Annotated in this window: 10 protein-coding genes and 2 pseudogenes; 7 read left to right on the forward strand and 5 right to left on the reverse strand. The window is 71.4% G+C overall.

Annotation, left to right across the window (positions count from 1 at the left end):
* Nucleotides 1–120 precede the first annotated feature (120 nt).
* The 7 genes from EP26_RS13600 (at nucleotide 121) to EP26_RS13630 (ending at nucleotide 7,745) form a co-directional block, all read left to right on the forward strand.
* On the forward strand, nucleotides 121–1,002 hold the full coding sequence (locus tag EP26_RS13600; RefSeq protein WP_043339201.1) for a TauD/TfdA dioxygenase family protein: 882 nt from the start codon (nucleotides 121–123) through the stop codon (nucleotides 1,000–1,002).
* 1 nt (nucleotide 1,003) lies between these two features.
* Nucleotides 1,004–1,906, forward strand: coding sequence for a fumarylacetoacetate hydrolase family protein (locus EP26_RS13605; RefSeq protein ID WP_043339202.1), 903 nt, complete (start codon nucleotides 1,004–1,006; stop codon nucleotides 1,904–1,906).
* Nucleotides 1,906–2,889: a Bug family tripartite tricarboxylate transporter substrate binding protein gene (locus tag EP26_RS13610; RefSeq protein ID WP_043339267.1), complete on the forward strand. Its 984-nt coding sequence runs from the start codon at nucleotides 1,906–1,908 to the stop codon at nucleotides 2,887–2,889. The genes EP26_RS13605 and EP26_RS13610 overlap by 1 nt, the downstream gene beginning before the upstream one ends.
* A 3-nt stretch (nucleotides 2,890–2,892) precedes the next feature.
* Nucleotides 2,893–4,008, forward strand: a complete 1,116-nt coding sequence (locus EP26_RS13615; protein ID WP_052389144.1) for an Ldh family oxidoreductase — start codon at nucleotides 2,893–2,895, stop codon at nucleotides 4,006–4,008.
* Between the two features lie 104 nt (nucleotides 4,009–4,112).
* Nucleotides 4,113–4,985, forward strand: a complete 873-nt coding sequence (locus tag EP26_RS13620; RefSeq protein ID WP_211259441.1) for an FAD binding domain-containing protein — start codon at nucleotides 4,113–4,115, stop codon at nucleotides 4,983–4,985.
* Between the two features lie 4 nt (nucleotides 4,986–4,989).
* The gene (locus tag EP26_RS13625) at nucleotides 4,990–5,469 is read left to right on the forward strand and encodes a (2Fe-2S)-binding protein (RefSeq protein WP_043339204.1); all 480 of its coding nucleotides are present in this window, start codon (nucleotides 4,990–4,992) and stop codon (nucleotides 5,467–5,469) included.
* Nucleotides 5,469–7,745, forward strand: a complete 2,277-nt coding sequence (locus tag EP26_RS13630) for a xanthine dehydrogenase family protein molybdopterin-binding subunit (RefSeq protein ID WP_043339205.1) — start codon at nucleotides 5,469–5,471, stop codon at nucleotides 7,743–7,745. Before EP26_RS13625 ends, EP26_RS13630 begins: the two co-directional genes overlap by 1 nt.
* Before the next feature lie 91 nt (nucleotides 7,746–7,836).
* Here the strand turns inward: EP26_RS13630 and EP26_RS37460 are convergent.
* From EP26_RS37460 to EP26_RS13650, 5 genes and pseudogenes are all read right to left on the reverse strand, one after another.
* Nucleotides 7,837–8,169, reverse strand: a pseudogene (locus tag EP26_RS37460) (hypothetical protein); the annotation flags it as partial.
* 7 nt (nucleotides 8,170–8,176) lie between these two features.
* Nucleotides 8,177–9,040: pseudogene (locus EP26_RS13635) on the reverse strand (MFS transporter); the annotation flags it as partial.
* A 19-nt stretch (nucleotides 9,041–9,059) separates the two neighbouring features.
* The gene (locus EP26_RS13640) at nucleotides 9,060–10,328 is read right to left on the reverse strand and encodes an arsenic transporter (protein ID WP_052389145.1); all 1,269 of its coding nucleotides are present in this window, start codon (nucleotides 10,326–10,328) and stop codon (nucleotides 9,060–9,062) included.
* 334 nt (nucleotides 10,329–10,662) lie between these two features.
* A complete protein-coding gene (locus EP26_RS13645) occupies nucleotides 10,663–13,833 on the reverse strand; it encodes an efflux RND transporter permease subunit (RefSeq protein ID WP_043339206.1) in 3,171 nt (1,056 codons plus the stop codon).
* 24 nt (nucleotides 13,834–13,857) lie between these two features.
* Nucleotides 13,858–15,054, reverse strand: a complete 1,197-nt coding sequence (locus tag EP26_RS13650) for an efflux RND transporter periplasmic adaptor subunit (protein ID WP_084112530.1) — start codon at nucleotides 15,052–15,054, stop codon at nucleotides 13,858–13,860.
* Nucleotides 15,055–15,073: the final 19 nt, after the last annotated feature.

Below are 15,073 nucleotides of genomic sequence, written 5' to 3' on the forward strand. Positions count from 1 at the left end.
TTTGAACAGATACGTCGTCCCATCCCCTAGGGGACGCCACGCGGCGTTCGACTTACCAGGACAGCGGTTGACGGCAGCGCCCCGGCGCCCGACGCTCTCCCCAAAAGGGAGGGCGTGGCCATGCGGATCACACCGAACAACGCCGCACTCGGCGCTCGCGTCGAGGATATCGACCTGGCACGGCCGCTGTCGGCCGAGGACTACCGCACCCTGCTGCGCGCGCTCGGTCGCCACGGCGTGCTCTGCTTCCCCGGCCAGGACCTCGACGCGCCGCAACTCTCCGCCTTCGGCAGCCGCTTCGGCACGCTCGAGGTGAATGTTGCGAATCTGTTCCATGCCCCGGACCATCCAGAGGTCATGATCCTCTCGAACCGAAGGGACGCGGAGGGCAAGCCGCTCGGCCTGAACGATGCCGGCCAGGGCTGGCACACCGACATGTCCTATTCGACCGAGATCGCCCTCGCCAATGTCCTGCACGCCAAGCAGGTGCCGCAGCGCGACGGCCGGCCGCTCGGCGACACCCAGTTCCGCAACATGCACGCCGCCTATGACGACCTCCCGCCCGAGGTGGTGGAACGGCTGGAAGGGCGCGTGGCCATCCACGACTTCGAGAAATTCTGGGACATGATGCGCCAGCGCCCGGGCAGCATCCGCGGCCCGCTCACCCCGGCGCAGCGCGCGAAGAAGCCGCCGGTGGCGCAGCCTCTGTTCCGTGTCCACCCGATCACCGGCCGCCGCGTGCTCTACTGCAACCCCGGCTACGCCATGCGGATCGAAGGGCTAGAGCCGGGCGAGAGCGACGCCCTGCTGGAATACCTCTTCCGCCACCAGGCGCAGCCGAAATACCTCCACAGCCATGCCTGGACGCCGGGCGACCTGCTGATGTGGGACAATATCGGCACCACCCACAACGCCGTCGCCGACTACGCCGCCGACGAGCCACGCTACATCCTGCGAGTGCAGGTCATGGCGACGCTCGACTACGCCGCGCTGGCCGCCTGAGATGAAGCTGGCGACCTTCCAGACCGAGGGCACGGAGCGGATCGGCGCCCTGCTCGGTGATGCCGTGGTGCCGCTGCAACCGGCGCTCGACGCCGCCCGCGCCGCCGCCGGCGAGCCGCCCGAGCACCTGCCGGAAACCATGCGCGGCCTGCTCGCCGCCGGCGAGGCGGCGATGGTCGCCGCCGGCCGGGCGCTGGCCTTCGCCGCCCGGCCGAAGAATGCGGCACTCCGCCGCCCGCTGGCCTCGGTCGCGCTCTGCCCGCCGCTGCAGCCCGGCAAGATCATCGGCGTCGGCCGCAACTATGCGGAGCATGCGAAGGAGGTCGGCGGCCCGGCCCTCACCGCGCCGCGCCTGTTCCTGAAACCGACCTCCTCGGTCTGCGGCCCGGGCGACGTCGTGCGCATCCCGCCCACAGTCACCAAGCCGGACTGGGAGGTGGAGCTCGCCGTCGTCATCGGCCGCGCCGCCTGGCAGGTCGGCGAAGGCACCGCGCTCGACCATGTCGCCGGCTACACCGTGCTGAACGACATCTCGGCCCGCGAATTCCAGTTCGACCAGCCGCTGCCGATGACGAGCTTCGCCAAGGGCTTGGACGGCTTCTGCCCGCTTGGCCCCTGGCTCGTCACCGCCCAGGAGGTGGGCGAGCCCTGGCAGCTCGGCCTGCGCTGCTGGCTGAACGACGAACTCGTGCAGGAGGGCAATACGCGCGACTTGATCTTCAGCGTCGCCGCATTAATCGCCTATGTCTCCCGCTACATGGCATTGCAGCCGGGCGACGTGATCGCCACCGGCACGCCCTCGGGCTCCGGCCATTTCCGCACGCCGCCGCGCTACCTGCAGCCCGGCGACCGGATACGGCTGGAGGTGGAGCGCGTCGGCGTGCTGGAGCACGGGATCGCATGATGCGGGGATGGATTTCGGCCGCGCTGGCGGCGCTCGCCATCGGCACCGCCCAGGCCCAACCGAAGGCGCCGGGCACCGACTATCCGAGCCGCCCGGTGCGGGTCATCGTCGCGCTCGCGCCCGGCGGCAATGCCGACATCAACGCCCGCGTCGTCGCCGGCCAACTTTCCGCCCAGCTCGGCCAGCAATTCCTGGTGGAGAACCGCCCCTCCGGCGGCGGCACCGTGGCCTTCGAGACGCTCGCCGCAGCGGCGCCCGACGGCTACACGCTGCTGGTCGGCGCGCTTGGCTCGCATGCGCTGAACATCGGCCTCTACGGCGAACGGCTGCGGGTGCATCCGCTGACCGGCGTCGATCACATCACCATCTCCAGCCATTCCGCCATCGCCGTCGCGGTGCATCCCTCGCTGCCGGTCAGGACGCTTGCGGAATTCGCCGCGCTGCTGCGGGCCGATCCGGGGCGCTACGACTACGGCTCCTCCGGCAACGGCACCACCGGGCACATCGCCGGCGCCATGCTGGTCCAGCTGCTCGGCGTGCAGGCGCAGCACGTGCCCTATCGCGGCTCGGCGGCGGCCTTCACCGACCTCGCCGCCGGCCGCACCGCCTTCCAGGCCGACACCATCTCCTTCCTCGCCGAGCCGCTGAAGGCCGGCACGGCGCGCGGCCTCGTCATTGCCACGCCCGAGCGCTCGCCCCTCGCCCCGGACCTGCCGACCAGCGCCGAGGCCGGCCTGCCCGCCTACCAGGCGACGACCTGGACGCCCTGGTCGGCGACGCTCGGCACGCCAGCGCCGATCCGCCAGTTCCTCTACGAGCAGATCGCCGAGGCGCTGCGCGAGCCCGCGGTGCGTGACCGCCTCACCGGCCTCGGCAACACCATCCCCGAGGGAATGACGCCGGAGCGCACCCGGGCCTTCATTGCCTCCGAGATCGACCGCTGGGTGCCGATCGTGCGCGCCACCGGCGCAAGGGTGGATTGAGCCATGGCCCGCAACGTCACCACCGGCCGCCGCATCCCGGCCGAGACCCTCCGCGCACAGATCCTCGCCGTGCTCGGCGCCTGGGGCATGCCGGCCGGACATGCCGCGACCACCGCCGAGATTATGGTCGAGACCGACCTGATGGGCATCGACAGCCACGGCGTCTCGATGCTGATGGCCTATGAGGAGGGCGTGCGCGAGGGCCGCATCCGGCTCGCCGCCGAGCCGAAGCCGCTGCGCGACACCGGCCCGACCGCCCTGCTCGACGGCGGCGACGGGCTCGGCCACCCGGTCTCCGCCATGGCAATGAACCTCGCCGTCGACAAGGCGAAGCAGCACGGCATCGGCGCGGTCGGCGTCGTCAACAGCCACCATTTCGGCGCGGCCGGGGCCTATGCCCGCATCGCCGCGGCGCGCGGCATGATCGGCCTCGTCACCTCCTCGACCCGCGGCGTCTCGCTGGTGCCGACCCGCGGCGCCATGCCGGTGCTCGGCACTAACCCCATCGCCTTCGCCGCCCCCGCCGGACGCAACCCGCCCTTCGTGCTCGACATGGCGACGACCACCGTCGCCGCCAACAAGGTGAAGGTGCATCACCTGAACGACGCGCCGCTGCCCGAGGGCTGGGTGATCGACGGCGCCGGCCAGGGCGTCACCGACCCGCATGAGGCCAACGCTCTCGTCTTCCAACGGCCTGAGGGCGGCATCACCCCGCTCGGCGGCCTGGAATCGACCGGCAGCGCCAAGGGCTACGGCCTGGCCATGATGGTCCATATCCTCGCCGGCACGCTGGTCGGCGCCAGCTTCTCGCCGATCCGCAACCGCACGCAGAAGCCGGGGCAGCCACACAATATCGGCCATTTCTTCCTGGCGCTCGATCCCGGTGCCTTCCGCGCGCCGGGCGACTTCGCCGCCGATCTCGACGATGCGCTCGACGTGCTGCACGCCACGCCACCCGCCGACCCTGCCGAGCCGGTGCTCGTCGCCGGCGAGCCGGAGGACCGGATGCGCGCCGAGCGGCTGGCCCATGGCGTGCCGGTGCCCGAAAGCCTCGACGCGCTCATCCGCGGCATCTGCGACCGCGCCGGCGCGCCCTACCTTCTGAGACCGAACGCCTGACCTTGCACCACCCGGGGCTATGCCGCCCGCGCCGGCCGGCATAGCCTCGCAACGAGGCCTGAACCCGGCCGGGACCGGGACAAAGAACGATCACGGGGACGTACATGACCGACATCCGATACCTTGCGCCGCGAACCCTCGACGAAGCGGTGGCCGCCTTCGCCGCGGCGCAGGGCGCTGCCCGCATCCTGGCAGGCGGCACCGACCTCCTGGTGCAGATGCGCGCCGGCGTGGTGCGGCCCGGCCTCATCGTCGACATCAAGAAGATCGGCGAGATGACCGAGATCGTGGAGCCGCCCGAGGGCGGCTTCCGCATCGGCGCCGCCGTCGCGGGTGCGACGCTCGCCGAGCATCCGCGCTTCGGCAAGGTCTGGCCGGGCGTGCTGGAGGCGATCAACCTCATCGGCTCGAAGCAGGTGCAGGGCCGCGCCTCGCCGGGCGGCAATCTCTGCAACGGCTCGCCGGCCGGCGACAGCGTCCCCGCCATGGTCGCCGCCGGGGCCGTGGTCACCATCCAGGGGCCAGGGGGCCGGCGCACCCTGCCGGTGGAGGCCGTCCCGGCCGGGCCGCACCGCACCAGCCTCGCGCCGGGCGAGATCCTGGTGAGCTTCACCCTGCCGCCGCGCCCCGCCGGCTCGTCGGATGCCTATCTGCGCATGATCCCTCGCACCGAGATGGACATCGCCGTGGTCGGGCTGGGTGCCAGCCTGACCCTGCAGGGTGGCGTCGTCACCGCAGCCCGCATCGGCCTTGGCGCCGTCGCCCCGACCGTGCTGCTGGTCGAGGAGGCGGGCAAGGCGCTGATCGGCAGCCGGCTGGACGACGCCGCGCTGGAGGCCGCCGCCGCCGCCTGCCGCGCCGCCTGCCGGCCGATCGACGACAAGCGCGGCACCATCGCCTACCGCACCAGGGTCGCCGGCGTGCTGCTGAAGCGCACCGTCGCCATCGCAGCCGCGCGCGCCCAGGGAGGGAACTGACGCCATGGCCAAGACGCATATCTCGACCAGCATCAACGGCGAGCCGGTGGAATTCCTCGCCGATCCCGGCAGCAGCCTGCTGGATGCGCTGCGCAACACCCTCGGCCTGACCGGTACGAAGGAGGGCTGCGGCACCGGCGATTGCGGCGCCTGCAGCGTCACCGTCGACGGCCGCCTGGTCTGCTCCTGCCTGGTGCTGGCGGTCGAGGCCGAGGGCGCCGAGATCGCCACCATCGAGGGCATGGCGCAAGGCGAGGCGCTGCATCCGCTGCAGCGCAAATTCCTTGAGATGGCCGCGCTGCAATGCGGCATCTGCACGCCGGGTGTGCTGATCTCGGCCCGCGCGCTGCTGGAGAAGAACCCCAACCCGACCGAGACCGAGGTGCGCTTCGGCCTCGCCGGCAACCTGTGCCGCTGCACAGGCTACGACAAGATCGTCCGCGCGGTGATGGAAGCCGCCGCCGAGATGCGGGAGACCGTCTGATGAACGTCATCACCGACAAGCTCCGGGTCGAGGACAACAAGTGGATCGGCCAGCGCACCATCCGCCCCGACGGCGCGGACAAGGTGACGGGCCGCGCCAGCTACGCGGCCGACAACACCATGCCGGGGATGATCTGGGGCAAGGTGCTGCGCAGCCCGCACGCCCATGCCCGCATCCGCTCCATCGACACCAGCAAGGCGGAAGCCCTGCCGGGGGTGAAGGCGGTGGTCACGGCGAAGGACATCGTCGACTTCCCGCTCGAGACCTCGGTCATGCTCGGCATCCAGGACATGCGCTGGATGTGCCGCAACGTGATGGCACGCGAGAAGGCGCTGTTCCACGGCCACCCCGTCGCCGCCGTCGCCGCGATCAACGAAGAGGTAGCGGCCGCCGCCTGCGCCCTGATCGCGGTGGATTACGAGGTCCTGCCGCATGTCATCGAGATCGAGGACGCGATCCGCGATGACGCGCCGATCCTGCACGACTTCGCCAAGTTCGAGGGCAAGCCCTCCAACATTGCCGGCACGATGACGGCGAAGCTCGGCGATGTGGAGGCCGGCTTCGCCGAGGCCGATATCGTCGTCGAGCGGACCTTCCGCACCCGCCCGATCCACCAGGGCTATATCGAGCCGCAGGCCTGCACCGTCAGCTACTCGGCGGATGGCCGCGCCACGATCTGGAGCAGCAGCCAGGGCCAGTTCATGGTCCGCGCCATGACCTCGCTGCTGACCGGCGTGCCGCAGAGCAACATCCGGGCGATCCCGGCCGAGATCGGCGGCGGCTTCGGCGCCAAGACGATCATCTACCTCGAGCCCGTCGCCCTGCTGCTGTCGAAGAAGTCGGGCCGCCCGGTGAAGATGGTGATGACGCGGGAGGAGGTGATGCGGGCCACCGGCCCGACCTCCGGCTCCTTCAGCACCGTCAAGATCGGCGCTAAGAAGGATGGCACCTTCGTCGCCGCCAAGGGCGACTTCTACATCCAGGCGGGCTGCCTTCCGGGCGGGCCGCTGCGTGGACCGGTCGGTTGCTCCTTCGCGCCCTACGACATCCCGAACGTGCTCTCGGTCGGCTACGACGTCGTCTCCAACCGCTCAAAGGTTGCGGCCTACCGTGCGCCGGGCGCCCCGCTCGGCGCCTATGCGGCCGAATGCGTCATCGACGAGATCGCCGAGCAGCTGGGGATGGACCCGCTGGAGCTGCGCCTGAAGAACACGGCCAGGTCCGGCACCAAGGCGGCCTATGGCGCGACCTTCGCCAAGGTGACCTTCGAGGAGACGATCGAGGCGATCCGCGACCATGAGCACTACAAGGCGCCGCTCGACCGCAACCCGCGCCCCGGCGTGAAGCGCGGCCGCGGCCTCGCCTCCGGCTTCTGGTACAATGCCGGCGGCGAGAGCAGCGCGCAGGTCAACATTACCGAGGATGGCAACGTTGTCGTCACCACCGGCCACCCGGATGTCGGCGGCTCGCGCGCCTCGATCGCCAATGTCACCGCCGAGCTGCTGGGCGTCGACCATGGCCGCGTCTCGGTGCTGATCGGCGACACCGCCAGCATCGGCTACAGCAACCTCACCGGCGGCAGCCGCGTCACCTTCGCCTCCGCCATGGTGGTCACGCAGTCGGCCGAGAAGGTGATCGGCCAGCTGAAGGAGCGCGCGGCGAAGATCTGGAAGATCGACCCCGAGGCGGTGCATTGGGAGAATGGCGAGGCCCGCCCCGCCGGCCCCAATGCCGGCCAGTTCCCGCCGCTCAGCCTCGCCGACCTGGCCGCGAAGGCGAGCGAGACCGGCGGGCCGATCGGCGCCGGCGTCCAGCTCAACACCGCCGGCGCCGAGCCCGGCTTCGCCACCCATGTCGTCGATGTGGAAGTGGATGTCGATCTCGGCATCGTACGCGTCCTGCGCTACACCGCGGCGCAGGATGTCGGCCGCGCCCTGCACCCCAGCTATGTCGAGGGCCAGATCCAGGGCGGCGTGGTGCAGGGCATCGGCTGGGCGCTGAGCGAGGAGTATCTCTACGACCGCCAGGGCCGGCTGGAGAATGCCGGCTTCCTCGACTACCGCATGCCGGTCTGCTCCGACGTGCCGATGATCGAGGCGGTGATGCTGGAGATCCCGAACCCCAAGCATCCGCAGGGCGTGCGCGGCGTGGGCGAGGCGCCGATCGTCCCGCCGCTGGCCGCCATCGCCAACGCTGTCCACGACGCGCTCGGCACCCGCTTCTACAGCCTGCCGATGTCGCCACCGAAGGTGCTGGAGCGGCTGGACGGAGGTTAGGGCCGCTTCCCCAAGCCCGCGCCGCCGCCCTCCCCGCGGCCGGCGGCGCGACCTCCGCCCGCTGGCCGGTTTCCGGCATTGCCAGCAGGTAGCCGAGGAAGCCGAGCAGGGCGATGCCGCCCAGCAGCAGGAAGGCGGCCGAATAGCCCAGGCCGACGATCACCGCCCCCGCCAGCGTCGCGCTGAGCGCCGCGCCCAGCCCCTGCGCGGTGGCGACAGCCCCCTGGCTGACATTGAAGCGCCCCGTGCCCCGCGTGAGGTCCGCCACCACCACCGGGAACAGCGCCCCGAAGATGCCGGCGCCCACGCCGTCCAGCAGCTGCACGCCGAGCAGCCACCACGGGCTGTCGGAGACGATGTAGAGCCCCCCGCGCCGCCAGCACGCCGAAGGCCACGAGGAAGATCGGCTTCCGCCCCCAGACATCCGCCCTGGCGCCGACCAGCATGGCGACCGGCACCATCACGCATTGCGCGCCGACGATGCAGCCCGCGATCAGCGAGGTGGCGTAGTCCTTGCCGACCACATGGGTCAGCTTCTGCCCGACGGTCGGCAGCATCGCCGCAGTGGCCAGGTGGAAGGTCGCCATCAGCCCGGCGAAGATCAGCAGCGGCCTGCAGGTCAGCAGCGCCTGCCAGGCCGAAGGCTGCTCCCGCCCGTCCGTCCCGCCCCGCTCCTCCTCCAGCCCCCGCGCCACGTCGTCGTCGATCGCCGCAGCCGCTATCATCAACATGGCGGCGATGCTGGCCGCCGCCAGCGCCCCCATGATCCAGAAGACGACCACCGGCCCGAACAGCACGGCGAGCCCCGCCGCCAGCGCCGCCGAGACGGCATTGCCGGCATGGTTGAAGGCCTCGTTCCGCCCGACCCGGCGGGAGAAAGCCCGCGGCCCAACGATGCCCAGCGTGATCGCCGCGAGCGCCGGCGGGAAGATCGCGCCGGCGATCCCGGCAACCGACTGCGTCGCGGCCACCGCGTAGAAATTGCCGATGAAGGGCAGCACGACGCAGCTTGCCGTCACCGCTACGGCGGCGGCGATCACGATGGCCCGCTTGTGCCGGCTGCGGTCGATCAGCGCGCCGGCCGGTGTCTGCGCCAGCAGCCCCGCCACGGCCGAGAGGGTGATGACGAGGCCGATGGTCGCCTCGTTCCAGCCCTGGTCCGGCCCGCGCACCGCGAGCAGGTAGATGGCGAGGTAAGGCCCCAGCCCGTCCCGCACATCCGCCAGGAAGAAGTTGAGCGCATCCAGCCCGCGGCGGATCCGCCGAGATGGCTCCTCGGCGGCAGCCGTCATCATCGTCACTCCAGGTCGGGGATCAAGAGAGGAGGATCACCGCGGCCATCGCCAGCACCAGCGCTGGCGGCGTCACCAGCGCGCCGAGCTTCAGGAACTGCCAGGCCGTCACCACCAGCCCCTCCCGCCGCAGGGCGATCAGCCAGAGGATCGTCGCCAGTGACCCCGTCACCGACAGGTTCGGCCCGAGATCGATGCCGATCAGCACCGCCGCACGCACCGGCTCCGGCACCTGCGCCAACTCCACCACGCGGCCGGCGACCAGCCCGGCCGGCAGGTTGTTGACTAGGTTGGTGCCAACCGCCAGCACTCCGCCCGCGATCCAGGCGGCCTCCGTCACCGAGCCCTGCACCAGCTCCCGCAGCAGCCCGGCCAGCGCGGCGGTGACGCCGGTGCGCTGCAACGCCTCCACCAGCACGAAGAGCCCGGCGACCAGCGGCAGCACGCCCCAGGCGACGCCGCGCAGCACCGTCATCGGCCCGCACTCCGAGCGCAGCAGCACCAGCCCCGCCGATACCAGCCCGGCGAGGAAGGTCGGCAGGCCGAGATCCGCCCCGAGGCCGGAGGCGGTGAGCAGCACGACGGCCGTGCCGAGAATGCCGATGGCTGCCATCCGCCCGCCGGGCGAGAGCACAGGCACCGCGATATCCGTCTCGAGCGGCGCCCGCAGCGCCTCCCGCTGGGTCAACCACAACATCCCGTAGGTCGTCAGGATCGCCGCCAGCGAGGGCAGCGCGTAGCGCGGCAGCCACTCCAGCAGTGGCGGCATGTCGCTGCCATAGATCACCAGATTGGCCGGGTTCGAGATCGGCAGCACGAAGCTCGCGGCATTGGCGATGAAGGCGCAGACCAGCAGGTAGGGCAGCGGCCGCTCCGCCCTGGCCGCCCGCGCCACGGCGGCGACGGCCGGCGTCAGCACCACCGCCGTCGCGTCGTTCGAGAGGAAGGCGGTCACCAGCGTGCCGACCGCGAAGACCAGCGTGAAGAGCCGCGTCGCCGAGCCCTTCGCCAGCCGCGCCGCGCGGGCGGCGAGCCAGTCGAACAGCCCCTCCTGCCGCGCCAGCTCGGCCAGCAGCATCATCCCGACCAGGAACAGGTACACATCGGTGCCCCGGGCGACCCCGGCCAGCGCATCCGTCCAGGGCATCAGCCCGAGCAGCACGAGCAGCACCGCGCCCGACGCCGCCCAGACGAATTCCGGCCAGGCGAAGGGCCGCAGGATCACGCCCGCCGTCGCTACCGCGGCGATGCTCCAGACCGTCCAGGGCGAGGCTGCCAGCGTCGCCAGCATCAGCCCGCCACTCTCGCCACGTGACGGCTGAGGCCGGCACGGGCACGGGCCAGGGCAGGATGTCGTGCGTTACGCACGCAGGCATCGCACATCAGTCTCGTCTCTCCTGGACAGCGTGATGGTCAGCCACGCGGCCGCCACGGCCTTCGGGCGCCGGCGGGCCGCAGGCCTCCACCAGCGGGCCAAGCCGTTCCTCGAATAGCCGATTGATGCGCATGCCGCACTATAGGCGCGGCGACCCGTTTGGTTGCATCACCCGGCCGCTCCCTCGACATCCCGCTGCGGATGCCGAAGGCCTGAGGGTCAGGCGGCCATACCCGCCTGACCCGGTCCCTCACTCGGCCGGCGCAACCCCCGGATGACCCGCCTCCACCCGCGGCTTGCGGCGCCGCGCGAGCGCCCGCGCCACCACGTAGAAGACCGGGGTGAAGACCAGCCCGAACAGCGTCACCCCCAGCATCCCATAGAACACCGCGACGCCGAGGCTCTGGCGCATCTCCGCCCCCGCCCCCGTCGCCACCGTCAGCGGCAGCACGCCGAGGATGAAGGCGAGGCTGGTCATCAGGATCGGACGCAGGCGGGTCTTCGCCGCGGCGACTGCGGCGTCCCAGCGGCTCATCCCCTCATCCTCCGCCGCGCGGGCGAATTCCACGATGAGGATCGCGTTCTTCGCCGCCAGCCCGACCAGAACCACCAGCCCGACCTGCACCAGCACGTTGTTGTCGAGGCCCATATGCTTCACGCCGAGCAGCGCCGCCAGCACCGACATCGGCGCGATCAGCACCACCGCCACCGGCAGCAGCCAGCTCTCATACATCGCCGCCAGCACGAGGAAGACGAAGACCACGGCGAAGCCGAAGGCGATCGGCGCGGTATTGCCCGCGATGCGCTCCTGCAAGGCCAGCTCCGTCCACTCGTAGCCGAAGCCCTCCGGCAGGTTGGCCTTCAGCACCTCCTCCATCGCCGCGATCGCCTGGCCGGTGGAGACGCCCGGCAGCGCCGCCCCCTGCAATTCGGCCGCCGGATAGAGGTTGTAGCGCGGCACGCGATAGGGGCCGGAGGTCTCGTGGAAGGTGGCGAGGCTGCCGAGCGGCACCATGGAGCCGTCGTCGCTCCGCGTCCGCAGCCGCGCGATGTCCTCGATGGCCATGCGATGCTGCATGTCCGCCTGCGCCGTGACGCGCCAGGTGCGGCCGAGCAGGTTGAAGTCGTTGACGAAGGCGGAGCCCATGTAGACCGCCATCGCCTCATGCACCCGGGAGATCGGCACGCCGAGCATCTCCGCCCGGGTCCGGTCGATATCGGCACGGATCTGCGGCGTCGCCGTGTTGAAGAGGCTGAAGGCGAAGGCGATGCCCGGCGTCCCGTTTGCCGCCATCATCACCTGCTGCGTCGCCCGCTCGAGCTCCGCCGGGCCGCGGCCGGCACGGTCCTGGATCATCAGCTTGAAGCCGCCGCCCGTGCCGATGCCAGGCACCGGCGGCGGCGGGATGACGAGCACCTGCGCATCCGGGTCGCCCATCAGCCGGCGCTGGAGGTCGGCCAGGATGCCGTTGCCGGTCAGCCCCTCATGCGTCCGCGCCTCGAAGGGCTTCAGGCTGGCGAAGACCACGCCGGTATTCGGAGCGTTGGTGAAGGTCGCGCCGTCGAAACCGACGAAGGCGACGGCGCTCTCGACGCCCGGCGTCGCCAGGATGGCGTCGGAGGCCCGCCGCACCACCGCATCCGTCCGGCTGAGGCTGGCGCCCGGCGGCAGTTGGAAGGCGGCGATGAAGTAGCCGCGGTCGAGCGGCGGGATCAGCCCCGTCGGCGTCGCCAGCACCGTCTGCCCGGTCAGCGCCAGCAGCCCGCCATAGATCAGCAGAAGCAGCACCGGCAGCCGCACCAGCCGTCGCGTCAACCCGCCATAGCCGAGCGAGAGCCGGTCGAAGACCCAGTTGAAGCCGCGGAAGAACAGCCCGACCGGCAGCAGCCAGCGCGAGCGCGGCCCATGCCCGTGCGGCTTCAGCAGCAGCGCGGCCAGCGCCGGCGAGAGCGTCAGCGACACCAGCGCCGAGAGCAGGGTCGCCACCGAGATCGTCGCCGCGAACTGCTTGTAGAAGGCCCCCGCGATGCCGGTGATGAAGGCCGTCGGCAGGAAGACCGCGACCAGCACCAGCGCGATGGCGATGAGGGCGAAGCCCACCTCGTCCATCGTCCGCCGCGCTGCCTCGAGCGGCGACATCCCCTCCGCCATGTGCCGCTCGGCGTTCTCGACGACGACGATGGCGTCGTCGACGACGATGCCGATGGCGAGGATCAGGCCGAACATCGTCAGCGAGTTCAGCGTGAAGCCCAGCGCCAGCAGCACGCCGAAGGTGCCGATGATGGAGACCGGGATGGCCAGCAGCGGGATCACCGCCGCCCGCCAGTTCTGCAGGAACAGCACCACCACCAGCACCACCAGGGCCACGGCCTCGGCGAAGGTGTGCAGCACCGCCTCCATGCTCTGGGCGATGAAGCGCGTCGGGTCGTAGACCACGCTGTAGCCGATGCCGGAGGGGAAGCCGGGCGCCGCCTCCTCCATCGTCGCCCGCACCGCGGCCGCCGTCTGCAAGGCATTGCTGCCCGGCCTTTGGAAGATGACGATGGCCGTCGCCACCTGGTTGTTCAGCAGCGCGTTGATGGTGTAGTCGGCCGCGCCGATCTCGGTCCGCGCCAGGTCGCGCAACCGCACCGGCGCGCCGCCCGCGCCCGTCGCCACCACCTGCTCGTCGAACTGCTCGGGCGAGACGAGCCGCCCCTGCGCCTGCACGCTCACCTCGAAGGCGCCCGCCTCCGCCGCGCGTGGCGCCTGGCCGATGGCACCGGCGGCGACCTGCGCATTCGCCCGCTGCAGGGCCTGCACCACATCGCCCGGCGAGAGACCGCGCGCCGCCGTGCGGTCCGGGTCGAGCCAGACGCGCATCGCATAGTCCCGCGCGCCGAAGACCTGCGCATCGCCCACGCCGTCCAGCCGCGTCAGCCGGTCCTTGATGGCGAGCGTCGCATAGTTGGAGACGTAGTCGGGGCTCCGGCTGCCATCCGGCGAGGTCAGGTGCACGACCATCAGCAGGTCGGGCGAGGCCTTCTTCACCGTGATGCCGAGGCGCCGCACATCCTCCGGCAGGCGCGGCTCTGCGATGGCGACGCGGTTCTGCACTAGCACCTGCGCCTGGTCGACATCGACGCCCTGGCGGAAGACAACACTGATCGTCACCCGCCCGTCGCCGGTCGATTGCGAGGAGAGGTAGAGCATGCCGTCCACCCCGTTCACCTCCTGCTCGATCGGCCCGGCGACGGTGCCGGCGATCGTCTCGGCGGAGGCGCCGGGATAGAGCGCCGTCACCTGCACGGTGGGCGGCGCGATCTCGGGATATTCGGCGATGGGCAGCCGCAGCGCGGCCAGCGCGCCGATGAGGGTGATGGCGATCGACAGCACCGCGGCGAAGACCGGGCGGTCGATGAAGAAGCGGGCGAGGCGCACGGCACGGGGCCTTTCAGGGTGCGGTTATTGCGCGGCGGCGATCGGGCTCGGGCCGATGCGGCCCTGCTCGGTGGCGACCTTGGCGCCCGGCCGGGCACGGTGCAGCCCGCCGATGATCACCCGATCGTCCGGCCCCAGGCCGCTGCGGACGACGCGCAGCCCATCGACGAGCGGACCGAGCTGCACCGTGCGCGGCGCGACGGTGCCGTCCGACGCCACGGTCAGCAGCATCCGGCCGGACTGGTCGGCGGTGACGGCCGCATCCGGCACCATCAGCGCCGGCGTCTCGCCGGATTGCAGGCGAAGGCGGGCGAAGCTGCCCGGCGTCAGGAACAGGTCCGGGTTGGGCAGCACGGCGCGGCCGCGGATGGTGCCGCTGCGCGCGTCGAAGGCGGTATCGACGAACTCCAATCGTCCCTCATGGCCGAATTCCGTCTCGTCGAGCAGCCGCAGCTGCACGGTGACGGCGGATTCGCGCATCCCACCCCGCGCCGCGCGGGCGAAGCGCAGATACTGCGCCTCGCTCGCATCGAAGGTGGCATAGACCGGGTCGAGGGTGAGCAGCACCGTCATCAGCGTCGTGCCCTGCTGCACCAGGTTGCCGGCATCGACACGCCGGTCGCTGATGCGGCCCGGCCGCGGCGCGCGGATTTCGGTCCATTCCAGCTCCAGCTCAGCCTGGTGCAGCGCGGCCCGCGCGGCGGCGATGCCGGCCTGCGCCTCGCGCAGGCTGCTGCGCCGGGTGTCCATCTCGGATTCCGGCGCGAAGCGCTGCTGCACCAGCGGCGTGTAGCGCTGCACCTGCTGCTCGGCGAGCGTCAGCCGCGCCTCGTTCCGTGCCAGCTCGGCCCGCGCCGTCTCCACCGCGATCCGGAAGGGCCGCTGGTCGATGGTGAAGAGCAGGTCGCCCGTCCGCACCAGCGCGCCATCGCGGAAATGCACCTCCGCAACCTGCCCCGAGACCCGCGGGCGGATTTCGACCCGGGCCGAGGGCTCGATCCGCGCCGTATGCTCGTCCCATTCCGTGACCTGCCGGGCGAGTGGGGTGGCGACGACGACGCTCGGCGTCGGCGGGACGCCCTGGGCAAGCGCCGGGTCAGGCAGGCTGGCGCCGGCCACGAGGGCGAGGGTTGCAGGGGCAGGTAGGGTGCGGGCCAGCCAGCCGAGCCAAGGGCTTTTACCCTTTGTCGCGACAGGGACCTTGCGGGGATCGGGGAGCATCGCTTATCTCCGGGGTCGG

Origin of the sequence: Belnapia moabensis DSM 16746 (assembly GCF_000745835.1) — a bacterium.
Taxonomy (GTDB): Bacteria; Pseudomonadota; Alphaproteobacteria; order Acetobacterales; family Acetobacteraceae; genus Belnapia; species Belnapia moabensis.